This is a genomic window from Methanoculleus receptaculi (genome assembly GCF_033472595.1).
Taxonomy (GTDB): domain Archaea; phylum Halobacteriota; class Methanomicrobia; order Methanomicrobiales; family Methanoculleaceae; genus Methanoculleus; species Methanoculleus receptaculi.
The window spans coordinates 1,642,389-1,657,932 of the sequence record NZ_CP137642.1 but is presented as its reverse complement, the minus strand read 5'-3'; the positions used below and the strand labels follow the sequence as shown (position 1 = coordinate 1,657,932).

The 15,544-nt window shown below is 57.2% G+C and carries 21 protein-coding genes; 11 read left to right on the top strand and 10 right to left on the bottom strand.

Annotated elements, in window-relative coordinates:
* Positions 1-22 precede the first annotated feature (22 nt).
* From R6Y96_RS08495 to R6Y96_RS08480, 4 genes are all read right to left on the bottom strand, one after another.
* Positions 23-664: an FkbM family methyltransferase gene (locus R6Y96_RS08495; RefSeq protein ID WP_318620873.1), complete on the bottom strand. Its 642-nt coding sequence runs from the start codon at positions 662-664 to the stop codon at positions 23-25.
* Positions 665-723: 59 nt separating this feature from the next.
* Complete coding sequence (locus tag R6Y96_RS08490) at positions 724-2,301, bottom strand: DEAD/DEAH box helicase (RefSeq protein WP_318620872.1); 1,578 nt, start codon at positions 2,299-2,301, stop codon at positions 724-726.
* A 372-nt stretch (positions 2,302-2,673) separates the two neighbouring features.
* The gene (locus R6Y96_RS08485; RefSeq protein WP_318620871.1) at positions 2,674-3,207 is read right to left on the bottom strand and encodes a GNAT family N-acetyltransferase; all 534 of its coding nucleotides are present in this window, start codon (positions 3,205-3,207) and stop codon (positions 2,674-2,676) included.
* 26 nt (positions 3,208-3,233) lie between these two features.
* The gene (locus R6Y96_RS08480; RefSeq protein ID WP_318620869.1) at positions 3,234-3,815 is read right to left on the bottom strand and encodes a GNAT family N-acetyltransferase; all 582 of its coding nucleotides are present in this window, start codon (positions 3,813-3,815) and stop codon (positions 3,234-3,236) included.
* Between the two features lie 221 nt (positions 3,816-4,036).
* Between R6Y96_RS08480 and R6Y96_RS08475 the strand changes: the two genes are divergently transcribed.
* On the top strand, positions 4,037-4,405 hold the full coding sequence (locus R6Y96_RS08475) for a hypothetical protein (RefSeq protein WP_318620867.1): 369 nt from the start codon (positions 4,037-4,039) through the stop codon (positions 4,403-4,405).
* Here R6Y96_RS08475 and R6Y96_RS08470 read toward each other — a convergent pair.
* Positions 4,395-4,799 carry a hypothetical protein gene (locus tag R6Y96_RS08470; RefSeq protein WP_318620866.1) on the bottom strand — a complete coding sequence of 135 codons (405 nt, stop codon included), beginning with the start codon at positions 4,797-4,799 and terminating at the stop codon, positions 4,395-4,397. The genes R6Y96_RS08475 and R6Y96_RS08470 overlap by 11 nt on opposite strands.
* Between R6Y96_RS08470 and tnpB the strand changes: the two genes are divergently transcribed.
* A complete protein-coding gene (tnpB, locus tag R6Y96_RS08465) occupies positions 4,791-6,017 on the top strand; it encodes an IS200/IS605 family element RNA-guided endonuclease TnpB (protein WP_318620865.1) in 1,227 nt (408 codons plus the stop codon). The genes R6Y96_RS08470 and tnpB overlap by 9 nt on opposite strands.
* 64 nt (positions 6,018-6,081) lie before the next feature.
* On the opposite strand, the gene R6Y96_RS08460 is transcribed toward tnpB, so the two are convergent.
* Complete coding sequence (locus R6Y96_RS08460) at positions 6,082-7,260, bottom strand: ATP-binding protein (protein ID WP_318620864.1); 1,179 nt, start codon at positions 7,258-7,260, stop codon at positions 6,082-6,084.
* Positions 7,261-7,582: 322 nt separating this feature from the next.
* Between R6Y96_RS08460 and R6Y96_RS08455 the strand changes: the two genes are divergently transcribed.
* The gene (locus R6Y96_RS08455) at positions 7,583-7,783 is read left to right on the top strand and encodes a HepT-like ribonuclease domain-containing protein (protein ID WP_318620863.1); all 201 of its coding nucleotides are present in this window, start codon (positions 7,583-7,585) and stop codon (positions 7,781-7,783) included.
* Positions 7,784-7,878: 95 nt separating this feature from the next.
* Here R6Y96_RS08455 and R6Y96_RS08450 read toward each other — a convergent pair whose 3' ends face one another.
* The 3 genes from R6Y96_RS08450 to R6Y96_RS08440 all read right to left on the bottom strand — a co-directional run bounded on the left by R6Y96_RS08450 (position 7,879) and on the right by R6Y96_RS08440 (position 9,599).
* Complete coding sequence (locus tag R6Y96_RS08450; protein WP_318620861.1) at positions 7,879-8,307, bottom strand: DUF365 domain-containing protein; 429 nt, start codon at positions 8,305-8,307, stop codon at positions 7,879-7,881.
* Positions 8,308-8,321: 14 nt separating this feature from the next.
* Positions 8,322-8,693: an EVE domain-containing protein gene (locus tag R6Y96_RS08445; protein ID WP_318620860.1), complete on the bottom strand. Its 372-nt coding sequence runs from the start codon at positions 8,691-8,693 to the stop codon at positions 8,322-8,324.
* A 564-nt stretch (positions 8,694-9,257) separates the two neighbouring features.
* On the bottom strand, positions 9,258-9,599 hold the full coding sequence (locus tag R6Y96_RS08440) for a hypothetical protein (RefSeq protein WP_318620859.1): 342 nt from the start codon (positions 9,597-9,599) through the stop codon (positions 9,258-9,260).
* A gap of 108 nt (positions 9,600-9,707) precedes the next feature.
* Between R6Y96_RS08440 and R6Y96_RS08435 the strand changes: the two genes are divergently transcribed.
* The gene (locus R6Y96_RS08435; protein WP_318620857.1) at positions 9,708-10,118 is read left to right on the top strand and encodes a hypothetical protein; all 411 of its coding nucleotides are present in this window, start codon (positions 9,708-9,710) and stop codon (positions 10,116-10,118) included.
* A 159-nt stretch (positions 10,119-10,277) separates the two neighbouring features.
* Here the strand turns inward: R6Y96_RS08435 and eif1A are convergent, their stop codons facing one another.
* Positions 10,278-10,595 carry a translation initiation factor eIF-1A gene (gene eif1A, locus R6Y96_RS08430; RefSeq protein ID WP_318622511.1) on the bottom strand — a complete coding sequence of 106 codons (318 nt, stop codon included), beginning with the start codon at positions 10,593-10,595 and terminating at the stop codon, positions 10,278-10,280.
* A gap of 224 nt (positions 10,596-10,819) precedes the next feature.
* Here eif1A and R6Y96_RS08425 point away from each other — a divergent pair, with 224 nt between their 5' ends.
* The 7 genes from R6Y96_RS08425 (at position 10,820) to R6Y96_RS08395 (ending at position 15,457) form a co-directional block, all read left to right on the top strand.
* The gene (locus tag R6Y96_RS08425) at positions 10,820-11,080 is read left to right on the top strand and encodes an RNA recognition motif domain-containing protein (protein WP_318620856.1); all 261 of its coding nucleotides are present in this window, start codon (positions 10,820-10,822) and stop codon (positions 11,078-11,080) included.
* Between the two features lie 197 nt (positions 11,081-11,277).
* Positions 11,278-11,565, top strand: a complete 288-nt coding sequence (locus R6Y96_RS08420) for an indolepyruvate ferredoxin oxidoreductase subunit alpha (protein ID WP_404810317.1) — start codon at positions 11,278-11,280, stop codon at positions 11,563-11,565.
* On the top strand, positions 11,565-12,128 hold the full coding sequence (locus R6Y96_RS08415; RefSeq protein ID WP_300237046.1) for an isoprenoid biosynthesis enzyme family protein: 564 nt from the start codon (positions 11,565-11,567) through the stop codon (positions 12,126-12,128). Before R6Y96_RS08420 ends, R6Y96_RS08415 begins: the two co-directional genes overlap by 1 nt.
* A 4-nt stretch (positions 12,129-12,132) precedes the next feature.
* Positions 12,133-13,056: an NADH-quinone oxidoreductase subunit B family protein gene (locus R6Y96_RS08410; protein ID WP_318620853.1), complete on the top strand. Its 924-nt coding sequence runs from the start codon at positions 12,133-12,135 to the stop codon at positions 13,054-13,056.
* The gene (locus R6Y96_RS08405; RefSeq protein WP_318620851.1) at positions 13,053-14,420 is read left to right on the top strand and encodes a Ni/Fe hydrogenase subunit alpha; all 1,368 of its coding nucleotides are present in this window, start codon (positions 13,053-13,055) and stop codon (positions 14,418-14,420) included. Before R6Y96_RS08410 ends, R6Y96_RS08405 begins: the two co-directional genes overlap by 4 nt.
* Positions 14,421-14,442: 22 nt before the next feature.
* Positions 14,443-14,790 carry a roadblock/LC7 domain-containing protein gene (locus R6Y96_RS08400; RefSeq protein WP_214023246.1) on the top strand — a complete coding sequence of 116 codons (348 nt, stop codon included), beginning with the start codon at positions 14,443-14,445 and terminating at the stop codon, positions 14,788-14,790.
* Between the two features lie 4 nt (positions 14,791-14,794).
* Positions 14,795-15,457, top strand: a complete 663-nt coding sequence (locus R6Y96_RS08395) for a roadblock/LC7 domain-containing protein (protein WP_318620849.1) — start codon at positions 14,795-14,797, stop codon at positions 15,455-15,457.
* Positions 15,458-15,544: the final 87 nt, after the last annotated feature.

Genomic DNA, 15,544 nt, shown 5'->3' with positions numbered 1-15,544 from the left:
GAGCGTTGTCGCCGATCTCTATTTATGCGTGCCGGTGACCGGGGGTAAGGCGTCGCCTCCCGGTTTTTCGGGTAGCGTGCAGGATCCCCATCACACCCTGTGTGCCGCTGATGGGAGTCCGATCGATCTCAAACTCGTAGTGTCTCCCGATGTAGTCCAGCAGCGCCCGGTTCACAGGCCCCCCGATGGGGGGCGCGTGGAGTTCCATCTCGATCCGGCGGACACCATCAAGGTCGGACGGCTGGATGGTCCACTCCGCACCCTCGCAGTCGCACTTGAGGAAGTCGCAGCCGCCGGCCATGCTGATGTAGTCGGATAGGGGTCTGGTGGTCAGACAGACCGTCCGCCCGCCCCAGGTGATCCGGGTGCACTCGCCGGTGCCGAGCGCTCCTTCCACCACCGTGACGTTGAGACGGTTTATGGCGATGTTCTCGCGAAGGGCTTCTGCAAGGACGGGTTCGACGGCCAGGACGTGGTCTGAGCGCCTGGCGGCCCGGATGCAGAACCCGCCGACGTTTGCCCCGATGTCAATGACGAGATCATCTTTCTGGATGTCGTCAAAACGGTACTCTCCGACGAGGTAGATGGCGTCGGCCTCTGGTGGCATCCTCCTGAACGTCAGACCATCGTCTGTGGTGAGGAGCGGGGGGTCTTTTCGGTGCATCGCAACGGTTCATTTAGGGTTTGGGTTTTCCAGGTGCCGGTCGGGTGGGGGAGGGTTGATCACTGCCCGCCCGAAGTTCCCGCGATCTCGATGGGCTGGTCCAGCCTGACCCTGCCGATGCTCTTTCCCTTCATCCCCTCTATGACTTGGCCGACGAGCCTCTCGGGTACCTCGACGGTTGAGTGGGTCTCGTAGATGTTGATAGCCCCTATGGCGTTCCCGGGGATCCCGGTCTCGCCGGCGAGCGCCCCGACGATGTCTTTTGGCCGGATCTGGTGCAGTCTTCCCGTGGGTATCCGGAGGAGGGCGGTTCCCGGCCGGAGGTCCTGTGGCTGACCCTGGGCTGCCCCGGCGATCTCCTGTTTAAGGAGGGCGGCGGCGACCTCGAGGGAGGTGTAGTCCTCGGCGACGATCCGCTCGACGATATTGATGTAGCGATCGAGACTGCCTTCGTTTATGGTGTGTTTCACCCTCTCGATGAGTTTGCGTGTCCGGCTCTCTTCGACGTCGCCGGGGGTGGGGAGCGGGATGCGTGCGATCTTGATCCTGGTGTAGTCCTGGATCATCCGGAGTTTGAAGTAGTCTTTCGGGCCGACGAAGGTGATGGCACGGCCGGTCTTCCCTGCCCGTGCCGTCCTGCCGATGCGGTGGATGTAGTAGTCGATGTCCTGGGGGACGTCGTAGTTGATGACCAGGTCGACGTTGTCGACGTCTATCCCTCTGGCGGCGACGTCCGTCGCGACAAGGATATCGATCGTCCGGGAACGGAACTTTGCCATGACGCGGTCACGCAGCACCTGTTTCATGTCGCCGTGGAGCCCTTCGGCAAAGTAGCCCCGGGCCTGGAGGTGGGAGGTGAGTTCGTCGACGCCTTTTTTGGTGTTTGCGAAGATCAGGGTGAGGTCGGGGTCGTATAAGTCGAGGACGCGTGTGAGGATCTCGAGCCTGTCGCGGCTTCGCACCTCAAGGTAGAGCTGCTCGATCTGGGGGACGGTCACCTCCCGGCGTGCGACCGATATGAACGCGGGGTCTTTCTGGAACCGTTTTGAGATCTCAAGTATTGGTTTTGGGAGGGTGGCCGAGAAGAGGACGGTCTGGCGGTCTGCCGGGGTCTCGTTCAGGATGGCCTCGATATCGTCTCTGAAACCCATATCGAGCATCTGGTCGGCTTCGTCCAGGACGACGAGCCTTACGGAGTCAAAGGAGAGTGTGCCGCGGTCGAGGTGATCGAGGATCCGGCCCGGCGTTCCGACAACGATCTGGGCGCCGCGTTCCAGCGCCCGGAACTGCCGTTCGATTGGCTGGCCGCCGTAGATCGGGAGGATGTTGATCCCCTCGTGGCAGGCTGCCAGCCGGGCGAACTCTTCTGCGATCTGGATGGCGAGTTCGCGGGTGGGGGAGAGGACCAGAACCTGGGTCTTTCGGCTCCGGGGGTCGATGCGCTCGATCGCGGGGATGCCAAACGCCGCTGTCTTGCCGGTGCCTGTCTGGGCCTGGCCGGTGACGTCGCGGCCTTCGAGCAATGCCGGGATGGCGCTGACCTGTATAGGGGTCGGCTCCTCAAACCCCATCTCTTCGATGGCGTGGAGGGTTTCTGGCGAGATATTGAAGTCCTGGAATCTGGTATTCTTATCCATTCACTAGATATTCGTCTTCTGATCTCTTTATATGTCGCATCGCCACACATTTCATCTGATCCGGTGGGCATCAAACCGATACCCGCCACGTTTTGGTGAACCTCTCCATAGACGGATTCCGGGGGGGTGGCGGCATCGCCGCGCACTGCCGGCCCATCCGGATCTGGGGTGGCCGGGGTTTTTGTGAGATACCACTCCCGGGAGATTGGAGAGACGGGCGATTCTATCAAACCATGAGTGAACCGGTTTGATGGGTTCCGCACATGCTACGGGGAGGGTGGAGGGGTTATACCACAGAACCGGTGATCTGATGGCCTCTTTCCGGTGGGAAGGAACTTTTGCGATCCTGTATGTGGGAAAAAGGAGCAGGGCTCAGTCGTCCTTTTCCAGAACGTATGCGATCGTTCCCTCTTCAAACCCTTCTCCGGCAGGGGAAAACCCGTTCTTCTCGAGCACCCGGATGGCTGCGCTGAGTTCGGGATAGGTTGTTGCGGTTATCCGCCTGATGCTGGGGACGGAGAAGATCACGGGGATGAGGTGGCGGACGGCCTCGGTTGCATACCCCCTGCGCTGGAACTCGTCGAGCACGGAGCAGCCTATGAGGACGGTGTCTCCACCGTCATCGGCCGTTGGCGGGGTGGCGATCGCGGCGCAGCCTATGAGGACTCTGCCGCCCTCTGCGGGGTCGTCCCGCACCCAGTACCAGGTGGCGAAGAAGGGGTCGCCTTTCTCGGCGATCATGAGGGTGAAAGCGTCGCGGGTATCGTCGTCGAGGAGCGGCGGCGGCCAGGATCCTGGAACGGCGGCATCCAGGAGCCTGGCAAGGGTCTGGCGGTCGCTCCTGAGGGTCTCGAGGGTTGCCGGGATCATGTCCAGGCGTTCGGTGCGTATGCGGGTGGGTTTCATTCGTTTCACAACCAGAGTAGGGTTATCTACGGGAGGTTATTATCACTTGTGGAATCCGAGGGGGTTCCCGGGCGGGTCAGACCCGGCGGGTGCTCCTTCTTCTCCAGGAGGAAGGCAATCGTTCCCTTCTCAAACCCTCTTCCTGCGCGGCGAAACCCGTTCTTCTCGAGCACCCGGATTGACGCAGCGTGGTCGGCGTGTGTTGTTGCCATGATCCAGCGGATGCCGGGGAGGGAGAAGGCGGCACTGACGATCTGGCGGACGGCCTCGGTTGCATACCCCCGGCGCTGGCACTCCCTGACCACGGTGTAGCCGATGAAGACCGTGCCGGGGGCGGGTGCAGAGGCGATCCCGCCGAGGCCGATGAGGAGACGTTCTCCGGCGGCGGGGTCGTTTTGCACCCAGTAGTAGACGGCAAAGCGGGGGTCGGTCTTCTTTGTCATCATCCTGATGAACCCGGCGAGCGCCTCGTCGTCGAGGAGCGGCGGCGGCCAGGATCCTGGAACGGCGGCATCCAGGAGCCTGGCAAGGGTCTTGCGGTCGCTCCTGAGGGTCTCAAGGGTTGCCGGGATCAGGTCCAGGCGTTCGGTGCGGAGGTGGGGGTGCATGGGGGGCATGTGCGGGGGTGGGGGTGAACAGCGTGCGCCTGTCAGAACGGACAGGAATTGTGATCATGAGGAGGGTTCGGGTTGGCGGCACTCCTTTCCTCTCAGGATTCAGGAGCTTCGGGAAGGTAGTGCTGCTTGAAGAACCAATCTCCTCTTAATACAACATACGATGGCAACCAAATCCATTTATATGTGTGTAGAGTAAACTCCCCTTCAGGGGCATGGAGTCTAAATACTTCCATGAGATAAAGGCGATCATTCAGAATGATCTGCTCCAATCCACATACAAACTTGCTCTTCTACGTGCGATCATTGAGATCGCCAGAGATTCTGCCAATGACAAGATCCACCTGAATGAGTTTTCTATCTATCCATTCTCGCAGTTGCAGCGCCGGGTTCTTACCTATTACTATCCCCTCTTTGCTTACCCTTCATTTATCCCTCAGATGTATGCTGAATCCGCGTTCCCGAACACCAAACGACAACTGGTTCTACGCAAAAGTATGAGCCCAATTGTTCATTACTACAACTCTAACGGCGGTTTTGAGCAGTTCCTCTCTGATCTGGAGCCCAATCTCCTCATATATTAGGGAATATATTCAGTTCAAGCCTCTCTGCGATCTTCCGTACCTGCTTTGGCACCTCGGTGATCGCTCTCTCCTCCCCGCTCCTCACTGCATACACCTTTGAAAGTTTCAGGAGGAGACCATGCGGTGAGAGATGAGCGGTCATTCCCACTTTCTTGATCCTATTCAGGATCCTGCAGTAGAGGTAGAGACACAGGAACCCCACAAAGACGTGGCCAAAGACCGCCGTTGCATCGCGGAGGTATAGTTTATCTTGCAGGGGGGTGAAGGGGGCGGAGCAGGAAGACCCCGGTCGAGAGGCGCGGGGATGAAAGCGGAGCCGCCCTTCTGATATAGATCCGGAGATTACAGAAAACTCTATCTTATTATGACGCTTAATATTGCTTCTGTGCTCCAAGCCTACAAGTATCGGATGTATCCTTCAAGAGAGCAAGTCACGCTCCTCATGAAGCACATCCATGCCTGTCGGTTTGTGTACAACCATTCTCTGGAACAGAAGATCAAAGCATACGAGCAAGATGGCCAAAAACTCTCTTGCTTCGACTTGAACAATCGTCTTCCTGCCCTCAAGGAAGAATATCCGTGGCTCAAGGAAGTCAACTCGCAGTCGCTCCAGAGTGCAAACAAGAACCTCGACAACGCTTTCACCCGGTTCTTCAGGGAGAAGAAGGAATTCCCCCGGTTCAAGTCAAAGAAGAACCCTGTACGGTCTTTTCAGGTACCACAACATTACCATGTGAATTTTGACCAGAGGACGATCAAATTCCCTAAGATCGGTGAGGTTAAGACCGTCTTCCACCGAATCTTCACTGGGAAGATGAAGTATGCCACGGTGTCTGTAACATCGACGGGAAAATGGTTTGTCAGCATCCTTGTCGACGACGAGGAACCTGAGCCTAAACCTGTACCGTTCACATCTGACACGACGGTCGGGATTGATGTTGGCTTAACCGACTTCGCAACCTTCTCCACTGGAGAGAAGATTGAGAACCCCCGATACCTGAAGACCTCCCTCCAGCGGTTGAAAGTGTTGCAAAGGCGAGTGTCACGGAAGAAGAAGGGGTCAAAGAACCAAGAGAAGGCGATCCGGAAACTTGCCCGGTGCCATGAAAAAGTCGCCAACCAAAGAAACGATTTCCTGCACAAAATCTCTTTTCGAGTTGTGAGCGAGAACCAAGCTATTGCAGTGGAGTCGTTGAATGTTGGCGGGATGATGAAGAACCATTGTCTGGCACAGGGGATTGGAGATGTATCGTGGAGCACGTTCTTTACGATGCTGGATTACAAATGTCGAAAGTATGGGAAGACGCTCCTGAAGATCGGGCGGTTCGATCCATCCTCAAAGATATGTAATAATTGTGGATATCTCGAGCGGGATCTTGCCCTCTCTGAGAGGGAATGGGTCTGCCCGGTCTGTGATACTCATCACGACCGCGATATCAATGCGGCGATCAATATCAAGAAGTTCGCCCTGCAAGAACAGAATCTTGTCGGGGTATCAGGTGCGGGACGCACCGTTGAGCCTGTGGACTCGCTCCCGGTGGGGAGGAGGATGAAGCAGGAAGCCACGCCCGAGAGGCGCGTGGTAGTTCACCTACATCCTAATGGAAAGTGAGGTATTCTCATCAGTCCAGCATTAACTTCTTGGCGTCACACGCATGAGGTGAAGAAGGATCCGCTCACTCCAGGTACGGCAGGATCGGCTCCAGATCCCGGTACCCGATCAGTTGCCCTGCTACCCGGCGTTGGGACTGATCGCCTCCATAGACCACAAACGATCGATCCGGATTGTTCCCGGAGAGACTGTTCCAGTAGGCAATCTCTTTGAAGAAGTCAGAACTTGCCGTTCGGCCTGACTTGATCTCAACCGGGACAGGATCCCACCCCCCGTATTCGATGATGCAGTCGATCTCGTGCCCGAGTTTGTCCCGCCAGAAGTAGAGGTTGGACTCTTTGCCCCGGTTAAGCCGGAACTTCAGGAACTCCGTTATGATGAGCGATTCAAAGAGTCCTCCTTTCAGGGGATGGTAACAGAGATCGTCGGCACTCTGCACCCCGGCCAGGTGGGCGGCCAGGCCGGGGTCCGTGAAGTAGAGTTTAGGCATCTTCACAAGTCTTTTATTGAAGTTTTTCTGGTGGGGCCTGATCAGGATGACCAGCATCGATGTCTCAAGAAGAGATAACCACTCTTTTGCTGTGTTATGGGTGATCCCGCAGTCATTCGCGAGCGCTGAGTAGTTCACCACCTGGCCAGATCGGTAGGCGCACATCTTCATGAACGTCTGGAATGCCGAGAGGTTCTGCACCTGTTTGAGAAGACGAAGATCGCGCTCGAGGTAGGTCTGGATGTATGACGAATAGAAGTCTCGCGGGTGGATACAGCTGCTGTAAGGGCGGGGGAAGAGACCGGCATAGAGGAGGTCCTCATACCGCCCCGTCTCGATCCCGTGCCGGGCAAGTTCTCTCATTGAGAGGGGGAGCAGTTTGACGATCCCCACCCGGCCGGCGAGCGACTGGGATATACGTTCCATCATCAGGAAGTTCTGGGATCCGGTAAGGATGAACTGTCCCGGCCTCTGGTGCCTGTCGAGGACGCCCTGGAGGTATGAAAAGAGGTCAGGGACTCTCTGCACCTCATCAAGAACCGCCCCCGTCTTTTCATATTGTGCAAGGAAACTGCGGGCATCCTCTACGGCAAAGGCCCGGGTGTCGGGATCTTCCAGTGAGACATAGGGCAACTGCGGGAATACCGACCGGACAAGGGTCGTCTTTCCCGATTGGCGGGGGCCGATAACTGATACTGCCGGAAACCCGAGGGCGAGCGACCGGATCTTCTCTTCTGCCTCCCGTTGGATCATCCCCTGCACCAGGTTGGACATATTGTAAATTGTATTTGCAATTTGTCCATATGAATGTGACCCGGCGTGGATCACCGGTCCCGGGATGATGCATGCCCCCTGTCCTCCGGTGGTATCACGATGCAATACCGTTATGAGTTATACTGGAGAGATGAACGGAGGGCCGGCAGGACCACCTGGCCCGGCTGTTTTGCCGCCGGATCGATCTTGTTGCCCTCTCCGCGGTGCGAAACCCGATCTCTCGCGAGGTTGTGGAGGAGATCTGCAGGGATATTTATGCTGTCGCGTGAGGCACGGAAGTATATACGATATTGCAGAATCTGTGAACCACATCGTAGAGTTCACTGCGGGAAGAGCCTATGATGAGTATCGTCTCGATCCCATGCTTTGTTCCGCCGTCGAGCGGCAGTTTGAGATCATCGGAGAAGCGCTGAACAATCTCCTCCGGCAAGAGCCAGGTATCAAGAAGAGGATCTCCGATGCCAACCCGATCATCGCCTTCAGGAATCGTCTGATTCACTGATATGTGAGCGTGTCCGATGAAGTAGTCCGTGGCGTATTACCTACGCATCACGCGCGGTGCATCTCATCCACGTCTTGTAGCCCGGACGCCAGGTCTCACCCTCGCAGGGATCTCCCGCCGACCGGGACGAACCGTTCCGGCTTCTTTGCCGTATTGTATTTCGTGATACCCTCGAGTTCAAGAGCCATCAAGGGTCTCTTCCTGGTCTCGCCCTTCCGGACGCGGACACCCTGCCACCGTTCCTGGCTCTCAACGTAGGCCGGGGTCTCTTCAGGCGTCAGGAAGACCGCGTCCCCAAAGGTCTCAAAGAACGCGAACGGGTCGTCGTTCAGGATGATCCGCCTGATCGTGGCCTCGCCGACGTAGCCGGTATCTTCGCGGGACTGGTAGAAGACAACCTTCATCCCGCTCCTGAGTTCTCTGTATACGGTGACGGGCTTGATGAAGACGGTCTTTCCCCCCGAGAAGAACCGGGGCATCAGGTGCTTTGGGACCGGGAACGTGACGCCGGTGATGCTGGCCATACCGTAATCCTCCTCTATCCCTGGCTCATTATCAACCGGTAGTTCTCTTCCGGTATGGTTTGACCCCGTATGTGCCCTGACCACTGTTTCTTGTTCGTTATGAACGCGAGGTTCGGGATGAGCGGTTTGAACTCGATCGGCGGGTCAAATATCATGACCGGTTGGAGTTTGACCCCGGGGAAGATCTCGTTGCCAAGGTTCGGGGGAGCGGTGAAGATCCTTGATGAATCCTCATAGACCGTTGATGTGATCTCAAAGCATCCGGTGATCGCAGGCGGGAGAGTGGTCTCCTTATCGACCACCTGCTGCCCGACGTAGATGAGCAGGGTATCGCCGGGTTCTGTCCTGGCAATCGTATTGATGTGTGCCTCTTTGGGACACCCCATACGTGTTTTTTATTACAACCTTTGAATTGTCCCGGTTGGATATTGCAAGCCAGTGTTCCATAAGAGAGACTTCTCCCGCGGGAATAAAAAAGAAGTGCTTAGGGTGTTCGGGGAAAAGACAATCCCCTGATCCCGATAGCCGTTGAAGGCAGTCCAACCCGGTGAGCGTATGGTCTATCGTTCTGGGGATATTGTATCTTTGTGAAGCCGCCTTTGGCGGGTCGATTCGGTTGATGGAAAAGATCCTATCTGCAACCTGTATCGAGAACGACACCGCGGAGCAGCGTCGCCTCTACCTGCCGTTTGAAAAGATTGAAGATGGGTGGATTCCCCCGCCCAACCCGGAGATATACCGGATTAGCGAGGTGAGCCCACCCCGTGAACACTTACGAGGCTGTCTTGTCTCCAGCCCATTGAACCCCGGAAATCCTCATCGATCGTTGTGAAAATGCGTTGAAGACCGCCCCGATCCTGAAAAAGAAAAAGGATGGGTTTGCGGTCATCCCGGGCTGAAAGTCCGGGAATTCCCGCTCTGCCACCTTTCATCCCCTGGAGCGAATCTCTTCAGAGAAGCCCCACGATACCGACGATGATCGCGATGACACCCATGATCGTCTGGAAGCCGCCCAGCCACTTGCCAAACTTCTCGAGGTACACACCGAGGGCTGGAATCACATGGAACACACCGGTCAGGAGGATAACCCCGACCAGGAAGGCAACTATGCCCTGCAGCGAGAAGAGATCCAGCAATCCAAGGATTATCATGATGATCCCTATGATGACCTGGAACGCGCCCAGGAATTTGCCTGCCTTCTCAAGGAAGCCGCCGAGAACGGGCAGAGCCCCTATAATCCCCGCACAGAGCACCAGTCCACCAATTATGTTCATTATTGCGGTTATTGCCACATTTTCACCTCCGCTACATTTTTTTAGATACAGTTCTTTTTAGATACAGTTCTTTTATAAATACCCTTCGAAACTCTTCAGGGCGCCCGATGAACCGCCGTCGGTACGATGGATGTGGCCCTCCTCCGCACCCTCCTGACGGCAGGAGTCAGCCTGATACCCGATCATTCTCCTTCAGCGGAGGACCTGTTTGAGGAACTCCTCTCAACCTGTGAATCCGCCCTTGAGAGGAATTTCCTTGAGGCGATCTATCAGGCGGGCTTCCCTCTACCGGATGGCGGAGAGGAGGTCATAGCAGAGGGAGACGAGAAGATCGCCCGTCCAGACTTCATCTACCGGCGGGGCGGTCACTCGATAGCCATCTTTGTCGATGGACCGGATCACGAACGGGAGACCATCGAACGCGATGACATGCAAAAGAGGGGCCGGCCTGACCTGAGGGGGTATACCGTCTTATCAATAGGTTATCGGGACTCGCTGGAAGAGTGCATTCGGAGCCTATCGGAGTTATTGCAGTGAATACCTGCAACACTCTAGAAAAGATCCCCCAACCGTCCAACCGATCGCGGGGAAAAATCCTCTCCGGGCGATCGCCGCCCGCCATCTTGACCGGGGTGCCTATGGCCCCGCCGGGAATGGCGAGACCGCTCTTTTTCAGGCCCCGCTGCCCCTGAGAATTCACCTGATATAATTGTGCTTCTGGAGCCAGTCTACCTGGGGCCTGATGTAGCGGTAGACAATATCGCACTTCTCGTCCTGGAAACTCCATGGAACAACAATCAGGAGATCCCCCTCGCGGATCCAGAGCCTCTTCTTGATCTTGCCCTTGATCCTCCCTGTGCGCGTGACGCCGTCCTCACAGCGGACGCGGATATGGTTTGCCCCGAGCATCAGTTCCGCCCGGCCAAAGATCTCCTGGTTCTTTCTCTTTGGCAGCCTTACGCGTATGATCTCTTCACTATCGTTCTTTCCGCTTCCTCTTGGTGTATTTGTCAGTTAATCAACTCCATAACAGGCAGAGGCAGAGCCCCGCCAGACTTTATCGGATCTTCATTCCGACTTTTACATAATGGCCCCCACAAGCATTAAAGTATTCCCTGCGTGGTCTGGACACCACCAGCCCTGGAGTGCAAGTGGGGGTGGACGCCGCAGGCAGCCCCCATATTTCCCTCCGAAGGTTAGTTAAGGATTGAGCGTAAATAACTGACGAGGATCTTTGAATGGAAAGCAACAAGCTGTACGTCGGCAACCTCACCTACTCGGTAAACAAAGAGCAGTTAGAAGAGTTATTCGGTCAGTATGGGACGGTTAACGACGTCAGAGTCATCGAGCGTAAAGGCTTCGGATTCGTCGAGATGTCCAGCCCCAAAGAGGCTGAAGAAGCAAAAGAAGCCCTGAACAATACCGTATTCGAAGGCCGCACCCTGAAGATCGATGAAGCACGGCCACAGAGGCCGCGAAGCGACTTCCGGCGCTACTGAAAAGCCAGAGAATAATATCTCACAATTTTGAGAGAGCGGGGCTCTCCAGAACCCCGCCCCCGATTCTTCGGCCGGGCCGGCCGCCACCACCTGAGGTTATTGGCCGCCCTGGCTAAAAAGCCACATTTATCCCCATTCGGGCCTGAAATCTCCGTAATATCACACCAGATCAAAAATTTATCCCTCGAGCGAACTGTATGTTTTTAATACCAGGAGATGTTAAACACCTTCTGAGGCTTGCAATGGAGATATATGTGGATAAAGACGCGTGCGTTGGGTGCGGCCTCTGCGTAAAAGACTGCCCCATGCATGTGTACGAACTCCAGGACAACGTAAGTGTCGCGGTCAGGCCGAACAACTGTATGGGGTGCCTCTCCTGCCATGAGATCTGCCCGGCTCAGGCGCTTGAGCACCGCGGGATCTACGCTGCAAGGCGGCACTACATCGACATCCACGTATGCGAGATGCTTAAAAAGGTGATCTGATGACCGCAGGCTATGTCGACGAGATGCACGAGGCCTTCCAGACGGATCTGGTCTACCGTTCCGAGGACGTCCCTCTGGAATGCTCACCGAAGCCAAAAGACCTTGAGCAGACGCTCCACGGTCTGATGAAACTCAACGGGCTCGTGATCAGGTCACTCGAAGAGATCGCGGGCAGGGGGGCAAACGCCGTCACATACCGCGCCGGAAAGAAGTTCGGCCACGAGGTCGCCCAGTACTTCCAGAAACGGGATGACGTCGAGGGAGCGCTCCACGAGCTCTCCGACCTGCTCCGGGGGCAGTACTCCTTCGAGGTCTGGAAACCCGAGGATAAAGACTCCTACATCATCGAAGAGAACGGCGAGACGTTCATCTACCTCGTCTTCCACGACTGCATCGTCCGCCAGACGCTCCGGCGCAACGGTCTTGACCAGGGTGGCCCGCTCTGCCAGACCCTCTTTGGCTACGTTGTCGGCGCGATCGAGGAGATCACGGGCAGAAAGGCCAAACTGGAGATCGTCCACACCGGCCCGAACGCCTGCCTGAAGAAACTGGTCCTTAAGTGAGGCGATGAGCATGAAGATTGCTATCGAGGAACTGGCAGGATGTTCAGGCTGCACGATCGCGGTGCTTGACCTCCACGAGATGCTGCTCGACGTTGTTGATAAGGCTGATATAGTCTACTCGCCGGTGATCATGGACGTCAAGGAACCCCCGGAGGGCATCGATATCGCGTTTGTGACAGGAGCCGTCCGCAACGCTGAAAACCAGGAACGCCTTGAGAAGATCCGGAGACGGGCAAAGACCCTGGTCGCGCTCGGCACCTGCGCATGCTACGGCGGCGTATCGGGTCTCTCGATGCTGCACTCAAACGATGAGATCTTCTCATACGTCTATCGGGAGGTGGAGACCGTGAAACCCGACGGGGTCATCCCGACGGATGTGCCCCCCTTCCTCTACCGGGCGTTTGCGGTTGGCGACCTGACAAAGATCGACTACTACATCACAGGCTGCCCGCCAAAAGAGACCTACCTCAAACAGATCATCCCCGCGCTGGTCTCCGGGGACAAACTCAGTCTCTCGCGCAAATCCGTCTGTGCCGATTGCGACAGAAAGATGGGCGCGGTCGAGAACTGGACACTCAAACGCCGTTATGAGGGTGTCCCCGACCGCGAACACTGCCTGCTCGGGCAGGGTTACCTCTGTCTCGGGAGCGTCACCTTCGGAAGATGCGGCGCCGCCTGCCCCAAGAACAACGTCCCCTGCCACGGCTGCAACGGCCCGTCTCTGGACATCCTCCGCGAACCCTGCCGCGACATCTATGGCATGATGGTGCGGAGGATCTCCGATCTCACCGATAAGCCCGAGAAAGAGGTGGAGAAAGAACTCTACGACATCGCGCACACGATGTACCCCTTCACCATAGGCAGCCTGATCATGGAGGACAAAGAGGTCTCAAAGATCCGTGACCTAGTAAAGGAGAGGAGCAGATGAAAGAGATCGCGATCAACCCGGTGACCCGGATCGAGGGTCATGCAGGCGTCAGGATATACCTCAACGACCGCGGTGACGTTGACTCCGCCCATTTTCAGGTCGTAGAGCTGAGAGGGTTTGAGAAGTTCCTCAGCGGGGCTGCAATCGAGGAAGCACCCAGGATAACGCCCCGGATTTGCGGGATCTGCCCAACCTCGCACCACCTTGCGGCGGCAAAGGCCACCGACCAGATCTTCGGGGTCGAACCCCCCGCCACAGGAAAGAAACTCCGCGAACTCCTCAACATCGGGCAGTACATCCACTCGCACTCCCTCCACTTCTTCATGCTCGCGGCCCCGGACTTCCTCCTGGGCCACGACTGCCCCCCGGAGACGCGCAACGTCATCGGCCTCGCCCGCCACTCACCCGATCTTGCAAAGAAGGCGATCGCGGTCAGGAAGTTTGGCCAGCGGTTGACGGAGGCGATCGGCGGTAAACCCATCCACCCCTCAAACGCCCTCCCCGGTGGGATGTCGGCACCATTAACCGCGGCAAAGAGGGCCGAACTGGCCACCATGGCGGATGAGGCGCTCAGGATCGCCCTTGAAGGCTGGGATATTGCGCACACACTCCTCGATGGTGTCGACACGGAGTTCGGCGCCGTCAGGACCGGGTTCATGGGGATGACCAATCACGGTGTCTACTCGACTTACGACGGGCCTGTTGCGGTGCTCAACGGGGAGGGTGGAAGGATCGGGTCGTTCACCGGAACGGATTACACAAAATTTATCGAGGAGTATTCAGAGGACTGGTCATACCTGAAGTTCGTCCGCCTCAAGGGCGGTGAGAACTACCGTGTCGGGCCGCTTGCCAGGCTGAACGTCGTGGAGAAGATGGGCACGGAGCATGCAGACGCTGCGCTTGCGGAGTATCGCGAACGGTTCGGAACAGTCTCACAGGCAGCGCTCGCCTACAACCTGGCGCGCTACGTCGAGTTCATCGCCTCGTGCGAACTGGCGGTGAAACTCCTCTCCGATAGCGGCATCACCGGCACGGATGTCAGGACACCCGCAGTAGAGGTTGTGAACCGGCGCGGTGTTGGTATAATCGAGGCTCCGCGGGGAACGCTCATCCACGACTACACCGTCAATGATGCCGGAATAATTGAACGGTGCAACCTGATCGTGGCGACCTGCCAGAACAACTACGCCATAGACCGCGGGGTGGAGGATGTCGCCCGCCGGGTTGTGAAGAACGGTGCGCTGAGCGATGGTGCAGCCAACCAGATCGAGATGGTCATAAGGGCCTACGACCCCTGTATCTCATGTGCCACGCACGCGATCGGGAGGATGCCCATGAAGATCGAGTTAGTCAGAAAGGCGTGAGGTGATGTAAAGTATGGAAAGCATGTTAAAACAGATCCTGGGAGAGTTCCTTAAACTTGATGGGGTTACCGCCGCGGTTGTGGCGGGACGGGACGGTTTTGTGATCGAGAGCGTTGTTGCCGGCGACGTGGATGTCGAGGCCCTGGGCGCCATGGCATCGACAGGCATGGGTACGTCCGAGGCGATGAGCAATGAACTCGGGAAGGGAGAGATGCACCAGATGCTTGTCGAGCTTGAGAACGGCCCGATTCTCCTCTCACCGCTCTCAGAGGATGAGTTGATCGCCATAGTGGCGAACGCGAACGTAAACGTCGGGAGAATCCGCTACGAACTGAAGAAGAACAAAGACCGGATAATAGCCGCTCTGTGAGACGATGCTCCCCGACGGCATCTCACTTGGCAGACTGCAGGGGCCGCTCTCAACCCTTGCATCGATCAGCCCTCATTTCACCGGGGCGGTGCGGATCACGGAGAAGGGTGGTGGAACCGGCTTTGTCCTGTTCGAGGCCGGGAGCCCTTACGCCGCCGCCTTTGAGGATAAAAGCAGGGGTCTCCTCCTCGGCGGAGATGACGCCTACAGGCACCTCCTCGAGCGGCCATCGCTGGTCTACGAACTTATCGCGTATACCGCCGAAGAGACGCGGGCGGCCAGGGAAGCCTCGAGTGCGAGCGGTTGCCTTGTCACCGGGGTTGGCAGAGCGCCCCCCTCCCCCGAGAAGGCTGCCCTCCAGCAGATCGCGCGGCAGCCTGGTGTCGTTGCGGTCTCGGTCTTTCATGAAGGGTTTGCCCTCCAGTCGGTCGGCTCTGCGGACTTTGAGAAGGTAGCCGCGGTCGCCGAGGACCTTCTCCGTGCCGGAAGCCAGATCACCGCCGAGATGGAGATGGGCGGTCTCTCCCAGGTAATCCTCGAGACACCCCGGGGGAAGTTCATCATCGCGCCCTACAACGACCTCTACCTCTGCATACTTGCAGAACCGGATGCAAACCTCGGCCTGATCCGGCTCTCGATACGCGGGATGCAGGAGAACCGCGGGTAAAAACCGGATTGTTGATATACCCCTCCAACGGAGCAGGTATATGGATCTCCAGATCGGAACCGGGGGTGTATCCCCCGCCTCTATTAT